The organism is Solirubrobacter soli DSM 22325, assembly GCF_000423665.1.
Lineage (GTDB): Bacteria > Actinomycetota > Thermoleophilia > Solirubrobacterales > Solirubrobacteraceae > Solirubrobacter > Solirubrobacter soli.
This window is the reverse complement of the sequence record NZ_KE384070.1, coordinates 643,269-658,296: the sequence shown is the minus strand read 5'-3', so window position 1 is coordinate 658,296 and position 15,028 is coordinate 643,269. Positions and strand designations below refer to the sequence as shown.

The following is a 15,028-nucleotide window of genomic DNA, read 5'->3' as shown; positions in this document are numbered from 1 at the left end:
CCGGCGGGAAGCGCGACCAGGCTCCTGACGCCGGGCACGCAGCGGCCGACGAGGACCATCAGCCAACCGCGGCGCACGAACCAACGCTCCGCGTCGTCGAGCTTGCCGGGGTCGATGTGCGCGAAACGCACGAAGCGCTCCGCGAACGGCCGTCCCCCGTAGCGTGCCGCCTCCTCGAGGACCACGGCGCCGACCAGCGAGCCGATGGTGCTCGCGACCAGCGCCGGGAGGAACTCGAAGTCGCCCTGTTGGACGAGGTAGCCGGCGAACGGCAGCACGACCTCCGACGGGATCGGCGGAAACACCGTCTCCGCGATCATCAGCAGCGCGAGCCCGACGTAGCCGAGCTCGCTGAGCACATCGGAGATCGACACGCCGAAAGGATCTCCGATCTACGCGGGCGCCGCCTCTCGGGCCTCGGTTGCATCGCGGCGGGTGATCGAGAGCCAGATCACGAGGGCGAAGATGCAGCCCAGGAAGATGTAGCTCGTTCCCGTCGTGCCGAGCCCGAGCCCGCCGTACTTCTTGCTGTGCTGGGACATGAAGTCGCCGATCGAGGCACCCAGCGGCCGGGTCATGATGTAGGCGAGCCAGAACGTCAGCACCGCGTTGGCGTGGAAGACGTAGTGGGCGATCGCGATCAGCACGATGACGCCGCCGAAGATCGCGATCGAGATGCCATAGCCGAGGCTGGCCTTCTCGGCCACGAGGTCGCCGGCGGCGGTGCCGAGGGCGAAGGTGAAGAGGATCGCGAGCCAGTAGAAGCTCTCCCGGCGCGTGGTGAAGATCGTGTGGATCGACAGCGTGCGCTCGACCGACCACCAGACCGCGAAGACGATTGCCAGCACGACCGCGAATATCGGTGTGCTCGTGGTCAGCGGCACGTTGTAGCGGTCGGTCATGTTGTCGGTGATCAACGTGCCGAACACGGAGATCACGACGACGGCCGACCAGTAGATGCCCGGTACGTAGCGACGCACGCGGAACTGCACGACGAGCAGCGCCGCGAGCAGCACGCCCGCGACGATCGTCGTGTTCGTGAGCCCGAAGCCGAGGTTGTCGTTGAGATAGTCCGCGGCCGTCTCCCCGACGGTCGTGCACATGATCTTGATCAGCCAGAAGTAGAAGGTGACCTCGGGGACCTTGTTGAGCATGCGGCGCCCGAGCGACGGGCCGATCCGCCGGTGCGCGTGCGGGTCCGTGAGGTCGAGGGTCTTGTGGCCCTCGATGCACGTCACCGGCAGGCCGAGGTGGGCGGCGCGGTGCGGCAGATCGGCGTGCAACCAACCCTCGATGTGATGCGGTGTGACGGCGAGGATGAGCTCGTCGAACGGCTCGTCGTGCAGTTGCTCCTCGATCGCGTCCATCGGATCGTGGCGGGTGGACACGAACCCGTCGACGTCGACGCCGGCGGCCTCGCGCAGCGTGGGAAGCGTCTCGCGCAACACCCCCCGCGCCTCCTCGGCCTTGACGTGACGATCGGGATGGGTCGGGTGCCACTCGGCAGGCGCCGGGTTGGGCACGAGGAGGCGCACCTGGATCTCGTCCCGCGCCGCGCGGGCGCGGATCGCGGCGATCAGGTCGGGGGAAACAGCGATGCGGTCGCTGACCACCAGGACAGACAATGGCATCTTGCCAGGGTCGCCACGGGCTCCTGACCGTTTCCTGAACGCTCGGGCTGATCAGTGCAAGGCGGCCACCTTGAGCGCGACGAGACGGCCGTCGACCCGCGGGTGAACCGCCGTGCCGGCAGGTCCGCCCTGGAAGCACTTGAGGTGGGCGGTGAACGGCGTCTATTGGGCGGTCCACGCCATCGACGCGTAGTCGACCCAAGCGGCGCCGGGGGCGGCCTGCCCGCCCGCGGGACCGGGCGCTCCCGGCGCGCCGGCCGCTCCCGCAGGCCCGGCGACTCCGGGGCACCCGATCGGGCTGGTCGAGCCCGGCGCCGAACACCCGCCTTCAGCTCGGGCGTCGCGTCCGCCGGCGTGATGCCCGTGCGTCGAAGTCAAGTCGCGGGATGAGGGTCGGATGATCGCTCTCGCTGACGGGGTCGATGCCACTCCGAGCGCCGACGACTCATCCGTGTCGGCAGAAGCCGTGGCGGAGGTCGTAGTCGGCGACCTCGCGCCCCAGCGCCGTTCCGGCCTGGACGGAGAAGCGGTAGTGCAGGCCGGCCCAGATGCGGGCGTTGCTGACCTCGGCGCGGAGGTCGTCCGCGGTCGCGAAGTGCCGCGTCTCGTCGAGGCCCGGCTGGCCTTGGACGTCGACGTCGATCGCCTCGGTGCCGAGGAAGCGGACGAGGACCTCCGCGATCGCCGAGGAGATCGTCGCATGCGCCGACGGGTACTCGGGATGGTTGGGGGTGGTGACGAGCGGGCGCCAGCCGGGTTGCTCGGCGGTGGCCGGGTTGCCGTCGTCGAAGCCGGGCGTGGGTCCGAAGCCGTCGGTGCTGACGGACGTCGGGTCGATCGCCGTCACCGGCCGCCAGAACAGGAAGTGGTACTTCGCGTTCATCATCGCGATCATCGCGTCGGCGCCGACCTGGTTGATCATCGCCAGCAGCCGGGCGGTGTGCGGCACATCGAGGCTCAGCCTCGTGGCCGTGGCGCGAGCGAGGCCGTTGTACTGACGGATGACGTTTGCGGTCCAGAAGAGCGCCGTCTGCCTCTGAGCGTCGGTGCGCGTCGCGCTCGTGGCTGAGCCGAGCGACTTGGTCTCGGTGAACGCGGCCACCCACTGCGGGCTCGACAACGACGGCGGCGGTGCCGGCTGGAACTGGTCCCCGCTCCGCAGCAGGAACGGCCGCACGTTGGCCATCCACGGCGTCTGCGGGGGTGCGTAGGCGCTCGGCGTCAGGCGCCAGACGCCGGGCCCGGGCGGGAGCGTCGGGAACGGCGACGTCGAGGCGATCGGCGTCTGCACGCCGTCGCCGGCGCGCTCGCGCAGCACCTTGGTGGCCGCGAGCTCGCCGCGCATGATCCCGTTGCGCTTCGCGGGTCCGCCGGGGATGGCACCGAGCGCGGCGTCGTGGAGCGCCGTCAGGTCGGGCTCCCGCGCGGGGAAGTGGTGGACGAGGACCCGGTAGGCCGCCTCGGTCACCGCGGCATCCGCCGACTGGCCGTTGCGCTCGCCAGGGTTGACGGCACCGTTCATCGCCTGCGCGACGTAGGCCATGTAGACGAACCCCTCGCCTTGGAACGCGCCTGAGCCGACGACGGTGTCCTCGGCGATCTGGTCCCACTGCTGCGCGGCGTTCCCGGGTGGCGGTGCGGCGGCAGCCGTGCGTGGCGCCCCCGCCAGCGCGACGGCCGCGGTCACGCCGACTCCCAGGGCGCGAAGCGCTCTCCTGGGCCGCGCGTTGCCTGTGATGAGCATCGATCCTCCGATCGGTCGCTTGCCGGCCGACGGTCGCGCACGCCGGTCGAGGTTCGGTAGAGGACGGCGGCCTCTACCAGGACTCGACCGCTCGGCCGCAGGGTTCAGGGATGAACTCGGGCGAGCTCGAGACAGCGGCGGACCGCGTCGCGCTGGCGGCGATCCTCGAGGCGCGCGGACACGATCGCGATGCGTGGGCCGTCCTCGTCGAGGTGTTGGCGACGCTCGAGCGGGTGCTCGGCCCTGAGCACTACGACGTGGTGTGGGTCCTGGACCGGCTCGCGTCGATCGCGTCGCGCGGCGGTGACACCTCTGGCGCGGCCGAGCTGCTGGCTCGCGCGCTGACGATCCGCCGCCGTGTGCTGGGCGCCGAGCACGCGGAGGTGAGGCGTACCGCCACGACGCTGGCGCGCACGCTGCGAGGGTGCGAAGATCGACGCGGATAGCCCGCATGCGCATAAACCTGCTTGGACCGGTCGAGGCGATCTCCGACGACGGTGCGGTGGGTCTCGGCGCTACGAAGCAGCGAGCGCTGTTGGCGATGCTGGCGCTGCAAGCCGGGTCGACGATCAGCGCGGAGCGGTTGATCGACGGGTTGTGGGGCGATGACCCGCCCGCCTCCGCGCTCAAGCTCGTCCAGTTGTACGTCTCGCATCTGCGCAAGGCGCTCGGCGAGCCGGAGCTCATCGCGACCCACGGCCGCGGCTATGAGCTGTGTCTCCCCCGCCAGGACGTGGACGCCGCGCGATTCGAGCGGCTGCTCGCGCAGGGCGCGGCGCGCGAGGCGTTGCGGTTGTGGCGTGGCTCGCCGCTCTCCGATGTTGCGGGCGAGCCGTTCGCGGCGGCGGAGATCCGCCGCCTGGACGAGCTGCACACGGCGGCGTTGGAGGTGGCGATCGATCAGGACCTCGACGCCGGCCGCCAGCGCGAGGTGCTGGCGGAGATCGACGGGTTGCTCGCGCTCGAGCCGCTGCGTGAGCCGTTGCACGCTCGGCGCGTGCTCGCCTTGTACCGGTGTGGGCGCCAGGCCGAGGCGCTGGAGGCCTACCGCGAGGCGCGACGCCTGCTGATCGAGCAGATCGGCGTCGAGCCGGGATCGGAGCTTCGCCGGCTGCACGAGGCGATCCTGCGGCAGGACCCCGTCCTCGATCCCCCGCTCGACGGTGCCGGCCGCACCCCGCTGTTCGGCCGCGAGCGCGAGCTCGAGTGCCTGCGCTCGTTGTGGTCGCGGGTACGCGAAGGCGCCGGCGCGACCGCGCTGATCACCGGTGAGCCGGGGATCGGCAAGACCCGGTTGACGCTGGCCCTGGCCGACGAGATCCGCCGCGACGGCGGCGAGGTCAGCTGGGGCGACGTCCAGGCGCTGACGCCGGGCCGGCCCGCGCTGCTCGTCCTCGACGGCACGCGCGCGCCGCCGAAGCGCATCGACCCGGCGCTGATCGTGATCACGAGCCTCGAGCCGGACGGGATCCCGGCCGACGAACGCATCGCGCTGGGACCGCTGGCGCCCGACGACGCCGCCGGGCTGGCCCGCTTCGACGCCGGCGACGACGGGCCGGTCGAGCGCATCGTGGCCGCAACCGGGGGCGTGCCCGCGCTGATCCGCCAAGCCGCCCGCGATTGGGCTCGCTCGCGGGCGATGGCGCGCGTCGCCGACGCCGCCGCCCTCACCTCGGCCGAACGCGCCCAGTTCCAGCGGGCCGCGGGCGATCTGACCACCCGCGTGGCCGAGCTTCAGGCGATTCGCCCGCCCCCGTCCCTCGGCCCCGGTGCCTGCCCGTACAAGGGGCTCGAGTGCTTCGACGTCGACGACGCCGCCGTGTTCTTCGGCCGCGAGCGACTGGTGGCCGAGATGGTGGCGCGTCTGCCCGGCGCCCCGCTGTTGGGGATCGTCGGGCCGTCGGGCAGCGGCAAGTCGTCGGCGATGCGCGCCGGGCTGCTGGCCGCGATCGCCACGGGCGTACTGCCGGGCAGCGCGACCTGGGCGCGAGCGATCGTCCGCCCCGGGGAGCACCCCACGCTCCCCGAGCCTGGACCGGGCCGGACCCTGCTGGCCGTCGACCAGTTCGAGGAGCTCTTCACCGTGTGCCGCGACGAGCGCGAGCGTGCGGCGTTCATCGCCGCGCTCCTCGACCGGCCGGCCACGACCGTGGTCGTCGCGCTGCGCGCGGACTTCTACGGCGCGTGCGCCCGGTACCCCGAGCTCGCACGCGCACTGGGCGCCAACCACGTGCTCGTGGGCCCGATGCAACCCCACGAGCTGCGGCGGGCGGTCGAGTTGCCCGCCCGCCACGCCGGCCTGACGATCGAGCCAGGGCTCGCCGACGCCCTCGTCGCCGATGTCGAGCACGAGCCGGGCGCGCTCCCGTTGCTCTCGACCGCGCTGTTCGAGCTCTGGGACCAAGGGCTGACGCTGGACGCCTACGAGCGCACCGACGGCGTGCGCGGCGCTGTCGCGCGGCTGGCCGAGCTCGCCTACGGCCGGCTCGACGAGGACGGTCGCGCCGAGGCACGCCGGATCCTGCTGCGGCTCGCCGGCGACGGAGACGTGCGCACGCGCGTTCCGCTCGCCGAACTGGGCGACGGCGCGGTGCTGTCCGGCCTCGCCCGCGATCGTCTCGTCACCGTCGGCGAGGGCGAGGCCGAGGTCGCCCACGAGGCGCTGCTGCGCGAATGGCCGCGGCTGCGGGCCTGGCTGGAGGAGGACGCCGAGGGGCGGCGGCTGCATCGGCACATCACCCACGCCGCCCGCGATTGGAACGGCGACCCGAACGAGCTCTACCGGGGCGCCCGGCTCGCGGCGGCGGTGGAATGGGCCGACACCCACGCGAGCGACCTCAACGACTCCGAGCGGGAGTTCCTCGCCGCCGGCCGCGCCGCGAGCGAGCGGGCGCAACGCCGGCTGCGGCTCGTGCTCGCGGGCGTGATGTCACTGCTGGTCTTCGCGGTGATCGCCGGCGCGGTCGCGCTCGACCAGCGCGGCAACGCCCGCGACGAGGCGGTGGCCGCCGACGCCCAGCGCCTCGGGGCGCAGGCCCTCGCCGAGCACGACCTCGACCGATCGCTCCTGCTCGCCCGTCAGGGTGTGGCATTGGACGACTCGCTGCAGACGCGTGGCTACCTGCTCGCGGCGCTGCTCAAGAGCCCGGCGGCGATCGGCGGCCTGCGCGGCGACGGCGACGAGTTGACGACGCTCGACATCAGCCCCGACGAGCGCACGGTGGCGTTCATCGACAACGACGGCACGGTGAGCTTCGTCGACCGGCACACGCGGCGCCCGATCGGTCCGCCGGCCACCGTGCCAGGCCAGGAGCCGTGCGTCATCGTCGCGCAGATCAGGCTCGACCACCTGCGGTTCAGCCCCGACGGGTCGCGGCTCGCCGTCGGCGGCTGTGAGCCGCAGATCCTCGACGCGCACACCCATCGCGAGCTCGCGCCGCTGCCCATCGGCAACGAGTTCATCTACCAGCTGCGCTTCTCGCCCGATGGGCGCACGCTGTACGCCGCCCTCGGACGCCCGGCGAAGGTCGACACGGCCGTCGAGCGCTTCGACACGCGCACCGGCCAACCGCTCGGCCCGGCCCGGCACGTCGGCCCGGGTGTCGGGTCGGTCATGCTCACCAAGGACGGCCGGCGCGTCGTCACGACGTTCGAAGGTGGATCCACCGTGATCCGCGACGCGCGGACCCTGCTCCCGCTCAAGCGCCTGTCGCCCGGCGCGCAGACCGCGGCGCTCAGCCCCGACGATCGCACGGTGCTCCTCGGAGGCGACGACGGCTCGGTGCGGTTCCTGGACCTGGTCACCGGCGAGGTGCGCACCGCCGCCGGACGCCACGACGGCGCGGTCGTGGAGGCGACCTTCACCGCCGACGGCGCCACGGCGATCACGGCCGGCCAGGACGACCGGGTGATGCTGTGGGACGTCAAGCACGGCGAGGCCGGCGAGACGCTGGAAGGCCACAGCGGCCAGGTCACCGGCCTGGCGGTCACCCACGACGGCCGGACGCTCTACAGCTCCGCCCTCGACGGCAAGGTCCTCATCTGGGATCTCGCCGGCACCCGCCGCCTCGGCCGGCCGTTCAGCCTCGGCCCAGGGGGAGGGTCGGTCCGCTACGCGCTGACCCCGGACGGCCACGTCCTCGCCGCAGGACACGTCGACGGCACGGTCAGTCTGATCGACGCCCGGACGCTGGCGCTCATGGGCACCATGCGAGTGGTGCGCGACGGGCCCACCGACGGGATGGGGTTCGTGCCGCACAGCAGACTGCTCGTCGTCGGGGAGGACGACGGCTATTTCAACGTGGTCGACATCGACCGCCGGCAGGTGATCCTTCGCCGCCGCGCCGCCGCGAGCCGCGTGTTCACGCCAGGCTTCAGCGCCGACGGACGTCTGATGGTCACGGCCGCCGCCGACGGCGGCGTCGTGCGCCTCTGGGCCATGCCCTCCGGCCGTCCGGTCAGTCCTCCCCTGCGCTACCCGGTCAGCGACGTCTCGCTCAGCCCCGACGGGCGCACGCTCGCGATCACCACGGCCGGCCCGGACGACACCGGGAGAGTGGTCATCGTGGACGCCGCCACGCACCGGCTTCTCGCGTCGCTTCCGGACACCGAGACCGTGACGGACCTCGCGCGCTTCACGCCCGACGGCCGATTCGTCGTGGCCGGCAGCTGGAAGGGCTGGGCCAGGGTGTGGTCGACGAAGACGTGGAAGCCGGCCAGCCGCCGATTCACCGGACACGCCGGGCGCGTGGAATGGCAGTCGACGAGCGCGGACGGCGAGACACTCGCCACCGGCGGTCCGGAAGGGAGCATCCGGCTCTGGGACCTGCGCAGCCAGCGGGCGTTCGGGGCCCCGCTCCCCGCGATCCCGAACCACTACGCGCTGCCCCAGTTCACGCCCGACGGCACGTACCTGTTCGCCATCACCGACGCCGGACGCGCGTACCGCTGGGACATGCGCCCGAGCTCGTGGGCACGCCATGCCTGCGACGTGGCCGGGCGGCCGCTCACCCGCGCCGAGTGGGCGGCCGCGCTGCCGGACCGCGCCTACGCACCGGCCTGCACCTGAGCCCGTGTCAGCGCAGGTCGCGGTAGAACGCGCGGATGTCGTCGAGCAGCAGGTCGGGGGCGTCGTGCGGGGAGAAGTGGCTGCCGCGGTCGTAGTGCGTCCAGCGCACGATGTTCCCGTGGTCGCGTCTGGCGAAGCTGGGGACCGATTGGAAGTCGGTGGCGAAGATGGCCACCCCGGTCGGAGCGGTGGTCGGCCCGGTGGGCGGCGGCTCGGTCGTGTGAGCGTCGGCGTGGTATCGGCGGATCGATGAGCCGACCGTTCCCGTCAGCCAGTACAGCGACGCGTTCGTGAGGATGTAGTCGCGGTCGACCTCCTCGGCGAACAGCTGTGTCACCCATGCCAGCCAACCGGCGGGCGAGTCCTGCAGCGCGTACGCGAGGGTCTGCGGCTGGGCGGACTGGTAGGCGTTGTACGCGAGGCCGCCACGCCCCTGGAACGCCTGCAGGAACGCCAGAGCGGCGTGGTCCTCGGCGGTCAGGTTCTCGAACTCGGCCGGGTCGCCGGACGGGAACGAGAACAGCTGGGTGACGTGGACCCCGACGACCCGGTCCGGGTCGTGCCGGCCCAGCTCGGGGGAGATCAACGAGCCGGCGTCGTTGCCGTGCGCGCCGTAGCGCTCGTACCCCAGGTCGGCCATCAGCCGCGCCCAGGCGCGGGCGGTTCGGCGCGTGTCCCAGCCCGCGTCGCGCGTGGGGCCTGAGAAGCCGATGCCAGGCAGCGAGGGCACGACGACGTGGAACGCATCGGCGGGATCGCCCCCGTGAGCGCGAGGGTCCGTGAGCGGGCCGATCAGATCCAGGTACTCGAACACGCTCATCGGCCAGCCGTGGCTGAGGATCAGTGGCAGCGCATCGGGTTCCGGTGAGCGCTGGTGGACGAAGTGCACGCGCTGCCCGTCGACCTCGGTGACGAACTGACCGAACGCGTTCAGCCGGGCCTCCTGGGCGCGCCAGTCGAACCCGTCGAGCCAGTGGGCGACGAGCTCGCGGACGTAGTCGAGCGGCACGCCGTACGTCCACCCCGCGTCCGGCAGCTCGTCCGGCCAGCGAACCCGCGCGAGGCGCTGGTGCAGGTCATCGAGATCGGCCTGCGGGATCTCGGCGCGGAACGGCGTGAGCTCGGCGGTCGGCATCGCTTCCTCTCAGTCAAAACGGAACAGTATGTTCCGTTCCGACGCCACTGTACCGGAACGATCCGTTCCGACACAATGGCTCGCTTGAGCCCGGACGCACCCATGAGCGGACGCCGAGCGGAGGCGGCCCGCAACGACGAGCGGATCCTCGCCTCCGCGCGAGCGGTCTTCCTCGCCGATCCGTCGGCGCCGATCGCCGCGGTGGCGAAGCACGCCGGCGTCGGGGTCGGCGCGCTGTATCGGCGCTATGCCGGCAAGGACCAGCTCCTGCAGACGCTCTGCGCCGATGGCCTTCACCGCTTCATCGCGGTCGCCGAGCACGCGCTGGACCAGGGCGTGCCGGCCGACGAGTGCCTCGACGTCTTCATCACGGGGATCGTCGACGCGGATGTCCACTCGCTCACCGTCAAGCTGGCCGGCACCTTCCCGACGACCATGGAGCTGTACGAGCTCGCGACGCACGCGCACGCGCTGAACGGGGAGGTGCTCGCACGCGCCCGCGCGGCCGGAGCGGTGCGAGCGGACCTCGACCTCAACGACATCCCGATGATCTTCGAACAGCTCGCGGCGATCCGGCTCGGCGACCCGGAGCGCAACCACGCGCTGCGCCGCCGGTACCTGGCGCTGCACCTGAGCGCCATCCGCCCCGACGGCACCCCCCTGCCCGGCACGCCGCCGACCGACGAAGAGCACCGGCGCCGCTGGGAACGCCGTTAGCCGTTCAGGTTGCGGTCAGGCACCGCGTTGCAGTCTGCTGTCATGGCCACGCGTGCGCTGATCCTGTCGGCTGACATCGGCGCCGGCCACGATCTTCCCGCCGAGCTGCTGGCGGGCGCGTTGCGCGAGCGGGGAGCCGAGACGCTCGTGGTGGACGGCCTGCGCGCGATGGGGCGGATCCCGCAGGCGCTGGGGCGCGACGGGATGGAGACGATCCTGCGCCGGGCACCGTTGGTCTTCGACGCCGAGTACTGGCTCGTGCAGACGTTCGCGCCGACGCGGACGCTCGCGACCCGCCTGCTCGGGGCCGTCGGCGGCCCGCCGCTGTTGCGGCTGATCGAACGCCTCCAGCCGGACGTCGTCGTCTCGACCTACCCAGGGACGACCGAGGTGCTCGGCGGCCTGCGCCGCGCGGGACGCCTGACGGTCCCGTGCGCCGCGGCGATCACCGACCTCGCCGGGCTGCGCTACTGGGCGCATCCCGGCGTCGATCAGCACCTGATCGTCCACGCCGAATCCCGCGCGGACGTCGTGGCGATCACCGGCGCGGGTGGCGACGTCCGGCCGGTGCGCGGCTTCTCCCGGCCGGCCTTCGAGCGGCCCCCGAGCCGAACCGCGGCACGCGCGGTGCTCGGGCTCAATGGCGGACCGGTCGTCGTCATCTCCGGCGGCGGCTGGGGCGTCGGGGATGTCGAGGGAGCGGCGCGCGTGGCACGACGCGCCGGCGCGCAGGCCGTGTGCCTGTGCGGGACCAACGCCACGCTGCGCGCGCGGTTGCAGCGCGCGGGCGTGCGGGCGCTGGCGTTCACGGACCGGATGTGCGAATGGCTGGCGGCGGCCGACGTCCTCGTGCATTCGACGGCCGGCCTGACCGTCTTCGAGGCGCAGGTGTGCGGAACCCGTGTCATCTCCTACGGCTGGGGCGTCGGGCACATCCGCGCCAACAACGCGGCCTATCGCCGCCACGGGATCGCCGCCGTCGCGGCCGGGCCGAAAGCGCTCGAGGGGGAGATCGAGCGCGCGCTGGCCGCGGGACCGCCGACGCCACTCGGCATCGCCGGCCGTCAGTCCGCCGCGGACGCGGTGCTCGAGCTGGTCAGTGCTCGATGACCCGCGCGGCCGCCGTGGCGGTGCCGAGCACGAGCCCCGCGGCGACCACCAGCACCAGCCCGACGACGGCCGCCGCCGGCCGATGCCACCCGACGCCGGTGAGCACGGGCTCGAGCAGGACCGGGATCGCCGTCTGGAACGCGAAGGCGCCCGCGGCGACCCGCGCCGCCCCACGCACCCGCAGGGCGAGCATCTCGTCCAGCAGCGCGAGCCCCGCGACCGCCGCGGTCGGCAGTCCCCAGAGCAGGCCGACGTCGTCCAGCAGCTTGGTGCCGACCGCGGACGCCGCATACCCGGCCCCGGCGCACGCGATCAGCACCTCGCCGGGCAGCCTCGGCAGGAGCCACGGGAGCACCGCGACCGCGCCGAGCACCGCGATCGCGATCGCCGCCGGCCGGGTGTGCGCGGGATGGTCGGCGCCGGCGCCCCAGACCAGCAGCGCGAGCCCCGTCGCGACCCCCGCCGTCGCCGCGAAGTCGAAGATCCGCACGGGCTCGCCGAGCATGCGGACGCCGAGCACCAGCAACAGCACCAGGCCGCCGGCCAGCGCCGGTTGCACGATCGCCAGCGGAGCGAGCGCCAGCGCGGCGATCTGCAGCGGCCAGCCCGCGATCGCCAGCGCGCTGCCGGCCAGCCAGCGCGGGCGGCGCAGCAGACCGAGCATCGCGGCGGGCGAGCTGTCGTGCTGCGCGCGCGCCTCGGACGCCTGGATCGCGACGGCGCCGTCGAAGCAGCAGCCGGCCGCGACCGCCAAGGCGAACCCGGCCGCGGTGGCGGATGCGCTCACGCGCTGACGCTCCGCTGCTCGGCGGCGCGGTGCTCGCAGGCGGTTGGTGCCTCCCCGCGCTCGCGCCGATCGTTCCCCCGGTCGCCGATCTGTTGCGGGTGCGCCGGCGGCTGGAGCGGATCACGCTGACCTTCGACGACGGCCCGCATCCCGAAGGCACGCCCGCCGTCCTGGAGCTGTTGTCCGCGGCGCGGGTGACCGCGACGTTCTTCATGGTCGGCGAACGGATCCTCGCCGCCCCGGACGTCGCGGCCGAGGTCGCGCGGCGCGGGCACACGATCGGCGTCCACGGCCATCGCCATCGCAATCTGCTCCGCCTCACCCCCGCCGCCATCGGGCGCGACCTCGACCTCGCGGCCGACGTCATCGCCACGCACACCGGCGTGACGCCGACCTGGCATCGGGCGCCGTACGGGATCTACTCGTGGCCCGCACTGGGGCTCGTGCGGGCCCGCGGGTGGTCGCCGCTGCTGTGGTCGCGCTGGGGTCACGACTGGCGCGCCGGCGCCACCGCCGCGTCGATCGCGGCCGAGGCGACGCGCGACCTCGCCACCGGCGACGTGATCCTCCTCCACGACGGCGACGACTACAGCGCTCCAGGATCGTGGCGCGCGACGGTCGCCGCGCTGCCCCGCATCCTCGATGCCGTTCAGGGCCGGTAGTAGAGCGGCACGCACCAGTGGTTCCGGGCGACCCAGTCCGTGTTCGGAAGCTCGTCGTGGTGGCCCATCACCCGGTGACAGGGCGTGTCGTAGACCTTGCCCGTCGAGTTGGGGATCGGGTCGAAGACGATGTACTTGTAGAGCCCTGAGACCATCCCGTCGGGCAGTTGCAGCCGCCCGCCGTGGACCGGGTCCAGATGGTCACGGGCGGCCTCGTTCTTCCAGCGCACGATCTCGTCCAGCCGCTCGGTCTGGACGAGCCCGAGCGCGGCCGTGAACTCGTTCATCCGGAAGTTCCAGCCGTCGACCTGATGCGACGGCTTGCCGTAGTTGCGGAACGCGCGCGCGAAGTCCAGCAGGGCCTGGTGGCGCGTCACGAGCATGCCGCCCTCCCCCGTGCTGATCGTCTTGGTCGCATAGAACGACCAGGTGCCCGCATCCCCGAACGTCCCGGCTCGGCGACCCTGCCAGGACGCGCCGTGCGCGTGCGCGCAGTCCTCGACGAGGAACACGTCGGCCGCCCGGCAGATGTCGGCGATCCGGTGGGTGTCGAACGCGAGGTGCCCGCCGATGTGCACCAGGATCACGGCCCGCGGGCGGTGGCGCGCGATCGCCGCCTCGAGCGCGTCCGCCGACAGGCAGAGGTCCTCGCGGTTGCAGTCCACGAACTCCACCCGGGCGCCCGCGTGGATCGCCGCCAGCGGCGTCGCCATGAACGTGTTCGACGGCACCAGCACCGTCTGGTCGCGCACCCGGGCGAACTCCAGCGCCGCGAGCATCGCGCCCGTCCATCCCGAGAACGCGACCGCCGGCATGCGGTTCCAAGCCGACCAGGCCGCCTCGAAGCGCTCGGTCATCGGCCCTTCCGCCCAGCGCTGCGACGTGAGCACCTCGTCCCACAGCGCGTGCAGACGCGCGCGATCGCGTTCGTCGAAGCCGATCGCGAAGCGATCCAGCCCCGGGATCACTCGCTGCGCCACGCCGGGGTCCTGAGCGGGGTCGACAGGCGAACCGCGAGTACGGCCGCGAAGAGGAGCGCGATCAGCACGAGCCCGTGGCCGTGCCGCAACTCGGTGAGCTCCGCCGGCCAGGGCGACAGGAGCGCGACCACGATCACCGCCGCGATCGCCGCGCCCACGAGCGAGCCAGGACGTCGCGCGGGCGCCGGTGTCACGGACTCCTGGGCGCGATGCCACTCGACGTAGCGCCGCATGCCCTCGGCGAACGGCGTCGTCGGCGTCCAGCCCAGCTCGCTCGCCGCCAGGGCGCCGCTGACCGGCGCGCCGGCGAAGTCCGCCGCTCGGCCGGGCCCGCTCTGGATCTCGACGTCGCCGAGCTGATCGCGGACCGCTTCGGCGATCTCGCGCACCGTGGTGTCCTCGGCTCCGACCAGGTTGTAGGTGCGGTTCGCGGCCGGGGTGGCGAGCGCCAGCACGACCCCGTCGGCGAGGTCCTCCACGTACACGAACCGCCGCGACTGCGAGCCGTCCCCGGCGATCGTCAACGGCTCCCCCGCCAGCGCCTTCGCGGTGAACGTCGGGACGACCGCCGCCGCACGAGCCCGCGGGCCATACGGGATGCCGAAGCGCAGGATCGTCGACTCGAGCCCATAGAGCTCGCGATACGCGTGGCAATACAGCTCCCCGGCCAGCTTCGTCGCGGTGTACAGATGCGCCGGCGGATGCAGCGGCAGGGACTCCTCGTGCACCTCGGCGGGCGTGTCGGAGTAGGTCCAGATCGTCGACGCGTACACCACCCGCCCGACACCGGCGTGACGTGCCGCCTCCAGCACCCGCAACGTGCCGGACGCGTTGCGCCGCTCGGCCTCCACCGGATCCGCCACCACCTCGTTGACATCCGCCGAGGCGGCGAGATGGATCACCGCACTACAGCCGCTCATGGCCACACCGAGGCCTTTGAGATCGCAGAGGTCGCCGAGCATCGCCGGAACGTCCGGGTGCCACGGAGATCGCCTCAAGTCATAGATGCGGGGCTCGTGCCCGGCTTCGATCAGGCGGTCGACGACGTGCGACCCGATGAACCCGGAGCCTCCGGTGACGAGAACGGTCGACATGATGCGACCAGGGTCGCGAACCCCAACTGAATGCAACCTGACCAGCGGCCTGAATCTCGGTCTCGTCTCATCCACGGTCGCGACGGTGGGCGGGCGACAT

Annotated in this window: 12 protein-coding genes; 5 read left to right on the top strand and 7 right to left on the bottom strand. The window is 72.7% G+C overall.

What is annotated here, in order from left to right:
- The 3 genes from G569_RS0135880 to G569_RS0135870 all read right to left on the bottom strand — a co-directional run.
- The coding region (locus G569_RS0135880; RefSeq protein ID WP_028066986.1) for a DedA family protein at window positions 1-374 on the bottom strand (374 nt) is incomplete at its 3' end.
- Window positions 375-392: 18 nt separating this feature from the next.
- Entirely contained in the window at window positions 393-1,631 is a 1,239-nt protein-coding gene (locus tag G569_RS64950) for a COG4705 family protein (protein WP_211233184.1), read from the bottom strand.
- 445 nt (window positions 1,632-2,076) lie between these two features.
- Window positions 2,077-3,318 carry a vanadium-dependent haloperoxidase gene (locus G569_RS0135870; RefSeq protein ID WP_028066984.1) on the bottom strand — a complete coding sequence of 414 codons (1,242 nt, stop codon included), beginning with the start codon at window positions 3,316-3,318 and terminating at the stop codon, window positions 2,077-2,079.
- A gap of 167 nt (window positions 3,319-3,485) precedes the next feature.
- On the opposite strand from G569_RS0135870, the gene G569_RS0135865 reads away from it, so the two are divergent.
- Both G569_RS0135865 and G569_RS0135860 read left to right on the top strand, forming a co-directional pair.
- Entirely contained in the window at window positions 3,486-3,821 is a 336-nt protein-coding gene (locus G569_RS0135865) for a tetratricopeptide repeat protein (protein WP_028066983.1), read from the top strand.
- Window positions 3,822-3,826: 5 nt separating this feature from the next.
- A complete protein-coding gene (locus G569_RS0135860) occupies window positions 3,827-8,443 on the top strand; it encodes an nSTAND1 domain-containing NTPase (RefSeq protein WP_028066982.1) in 4,617 nt (1,538 codons plus the stop codon).
- A gap of 7 nt (window positions 8,444-8,450) precedes the next feature.
- Here the strand turns inward: G569_RS0135860 and G569_RS0135855 are convergent, their stop codons facing one another.
- A complete protein-coding gene (locus tag G569_RS0135855; RefSeq protein ID WP_028066981.1) occupies window positions 8,451-9,578 on the bottom strand; it encodes an epoxide hydrolase family protein in 1,128 nt (375 codons plus the stop codon).
- A 102-nt stretch (window positions 9,579-9,680) separates the two neighbouring features.
- Between G569_RS0135855 and G569_RS0135850 the strand changes: the two genes are divergently transcribed.
- Both G569_RS0135850 and G569_RS0135845 read left to right on the top strand, forming a co-directional pair.
- A complete protein-coding gene (locus tag G569_RS0135850) occupies window positions 9,681-10,295 on the top strand; it encodes a TetR/AcrR family transcriptional regulator (protein ID WP_028066980.1) in 615 nt (204 codons plus the stop codon).
- A 42-nt stretch (window positions 10,296-10,337) separates the two neighbouring features.
- On the top strand, window positions 10,338-11,405 hold the full coding sequence (locus tag G569_RS0135845) for an MGDG synthase family glycosyltransferase (protein WP_028066979.1): 1,068 nt from the start codon (window positions 10,338-10,340) through the stop codon (window positions 11,403-11,405).
- On the opposite strand, the gene G569_RS0135840 is transcribed toward G569_RS0135845, so the two are convergent.
- A complete protein-coding gene (locus tag G569_RS0135840; RefSeq protein ID WP_028066978.1) occupies window positions 11,392-12,192 on the bottom strand; it encodes a hypothetical protein in 801 nt (266 codons plus the stop codon). The genes G569_RS0135845 and G569_RS0135840 overlap by 14 nt on opposite strands.
- Here G569_RS0135840 and G569_RS54415 point away from each other — a divergent pair.
- Window positions 12,183-12,854: a polysaccharide deacetylase family protein gene (locus tag G569_RS54415; protein WP_053227482.1), complete on the top strand. Its 672-nt coding sequence runs from the start codon at window positions 12,183-12,185 to the stop codon at window positions 12,852-12,854. The genes G569_RS0135840 and G569_RS54415 overlap by 10 nt on opposite strands.
- Here G569_RS54415 and G569_RS0135830 read toward each other — a convergent pair.
- Together G569_RS0135830 and G569_RS54410 are read right to left on the bottom strand one after the other, a co-directional pair.
- Window positions 12,842-13,834 carry a DegT/DnrJ/EryC1/StrS family aminotransferase gene (locus G569_RS0135830; RefSeq protein WP_053227481.1) on the bottom strand — a complete coding sequence of 331 codons (993 nt, stop codon included), beginning with the start codon at window positions 13,832-13,834 and terminating at the stop codon, window positions 12,842-12,844. The genes G569_RS54415 and G569_RS0135830 overlap by 13 nt on opposite strands.
- A complete protein-coding gene (locus G569_RS54410; protein WP_064750521.1) occupies window positions 13,819-14,928 on the bottom strand; it encodes an NAD-dependent epimerase/dehydratase family protein in 1,110 nt (369 codons plus the stop codon). The genes G569_RS0135830 and G569_RS54410 overlap by 16 nt, the downstream gene beginning before the upstream one ends.
- Between the last annotated feature and the right edge of the window lie 100 nt (window positions 14,929-15,028).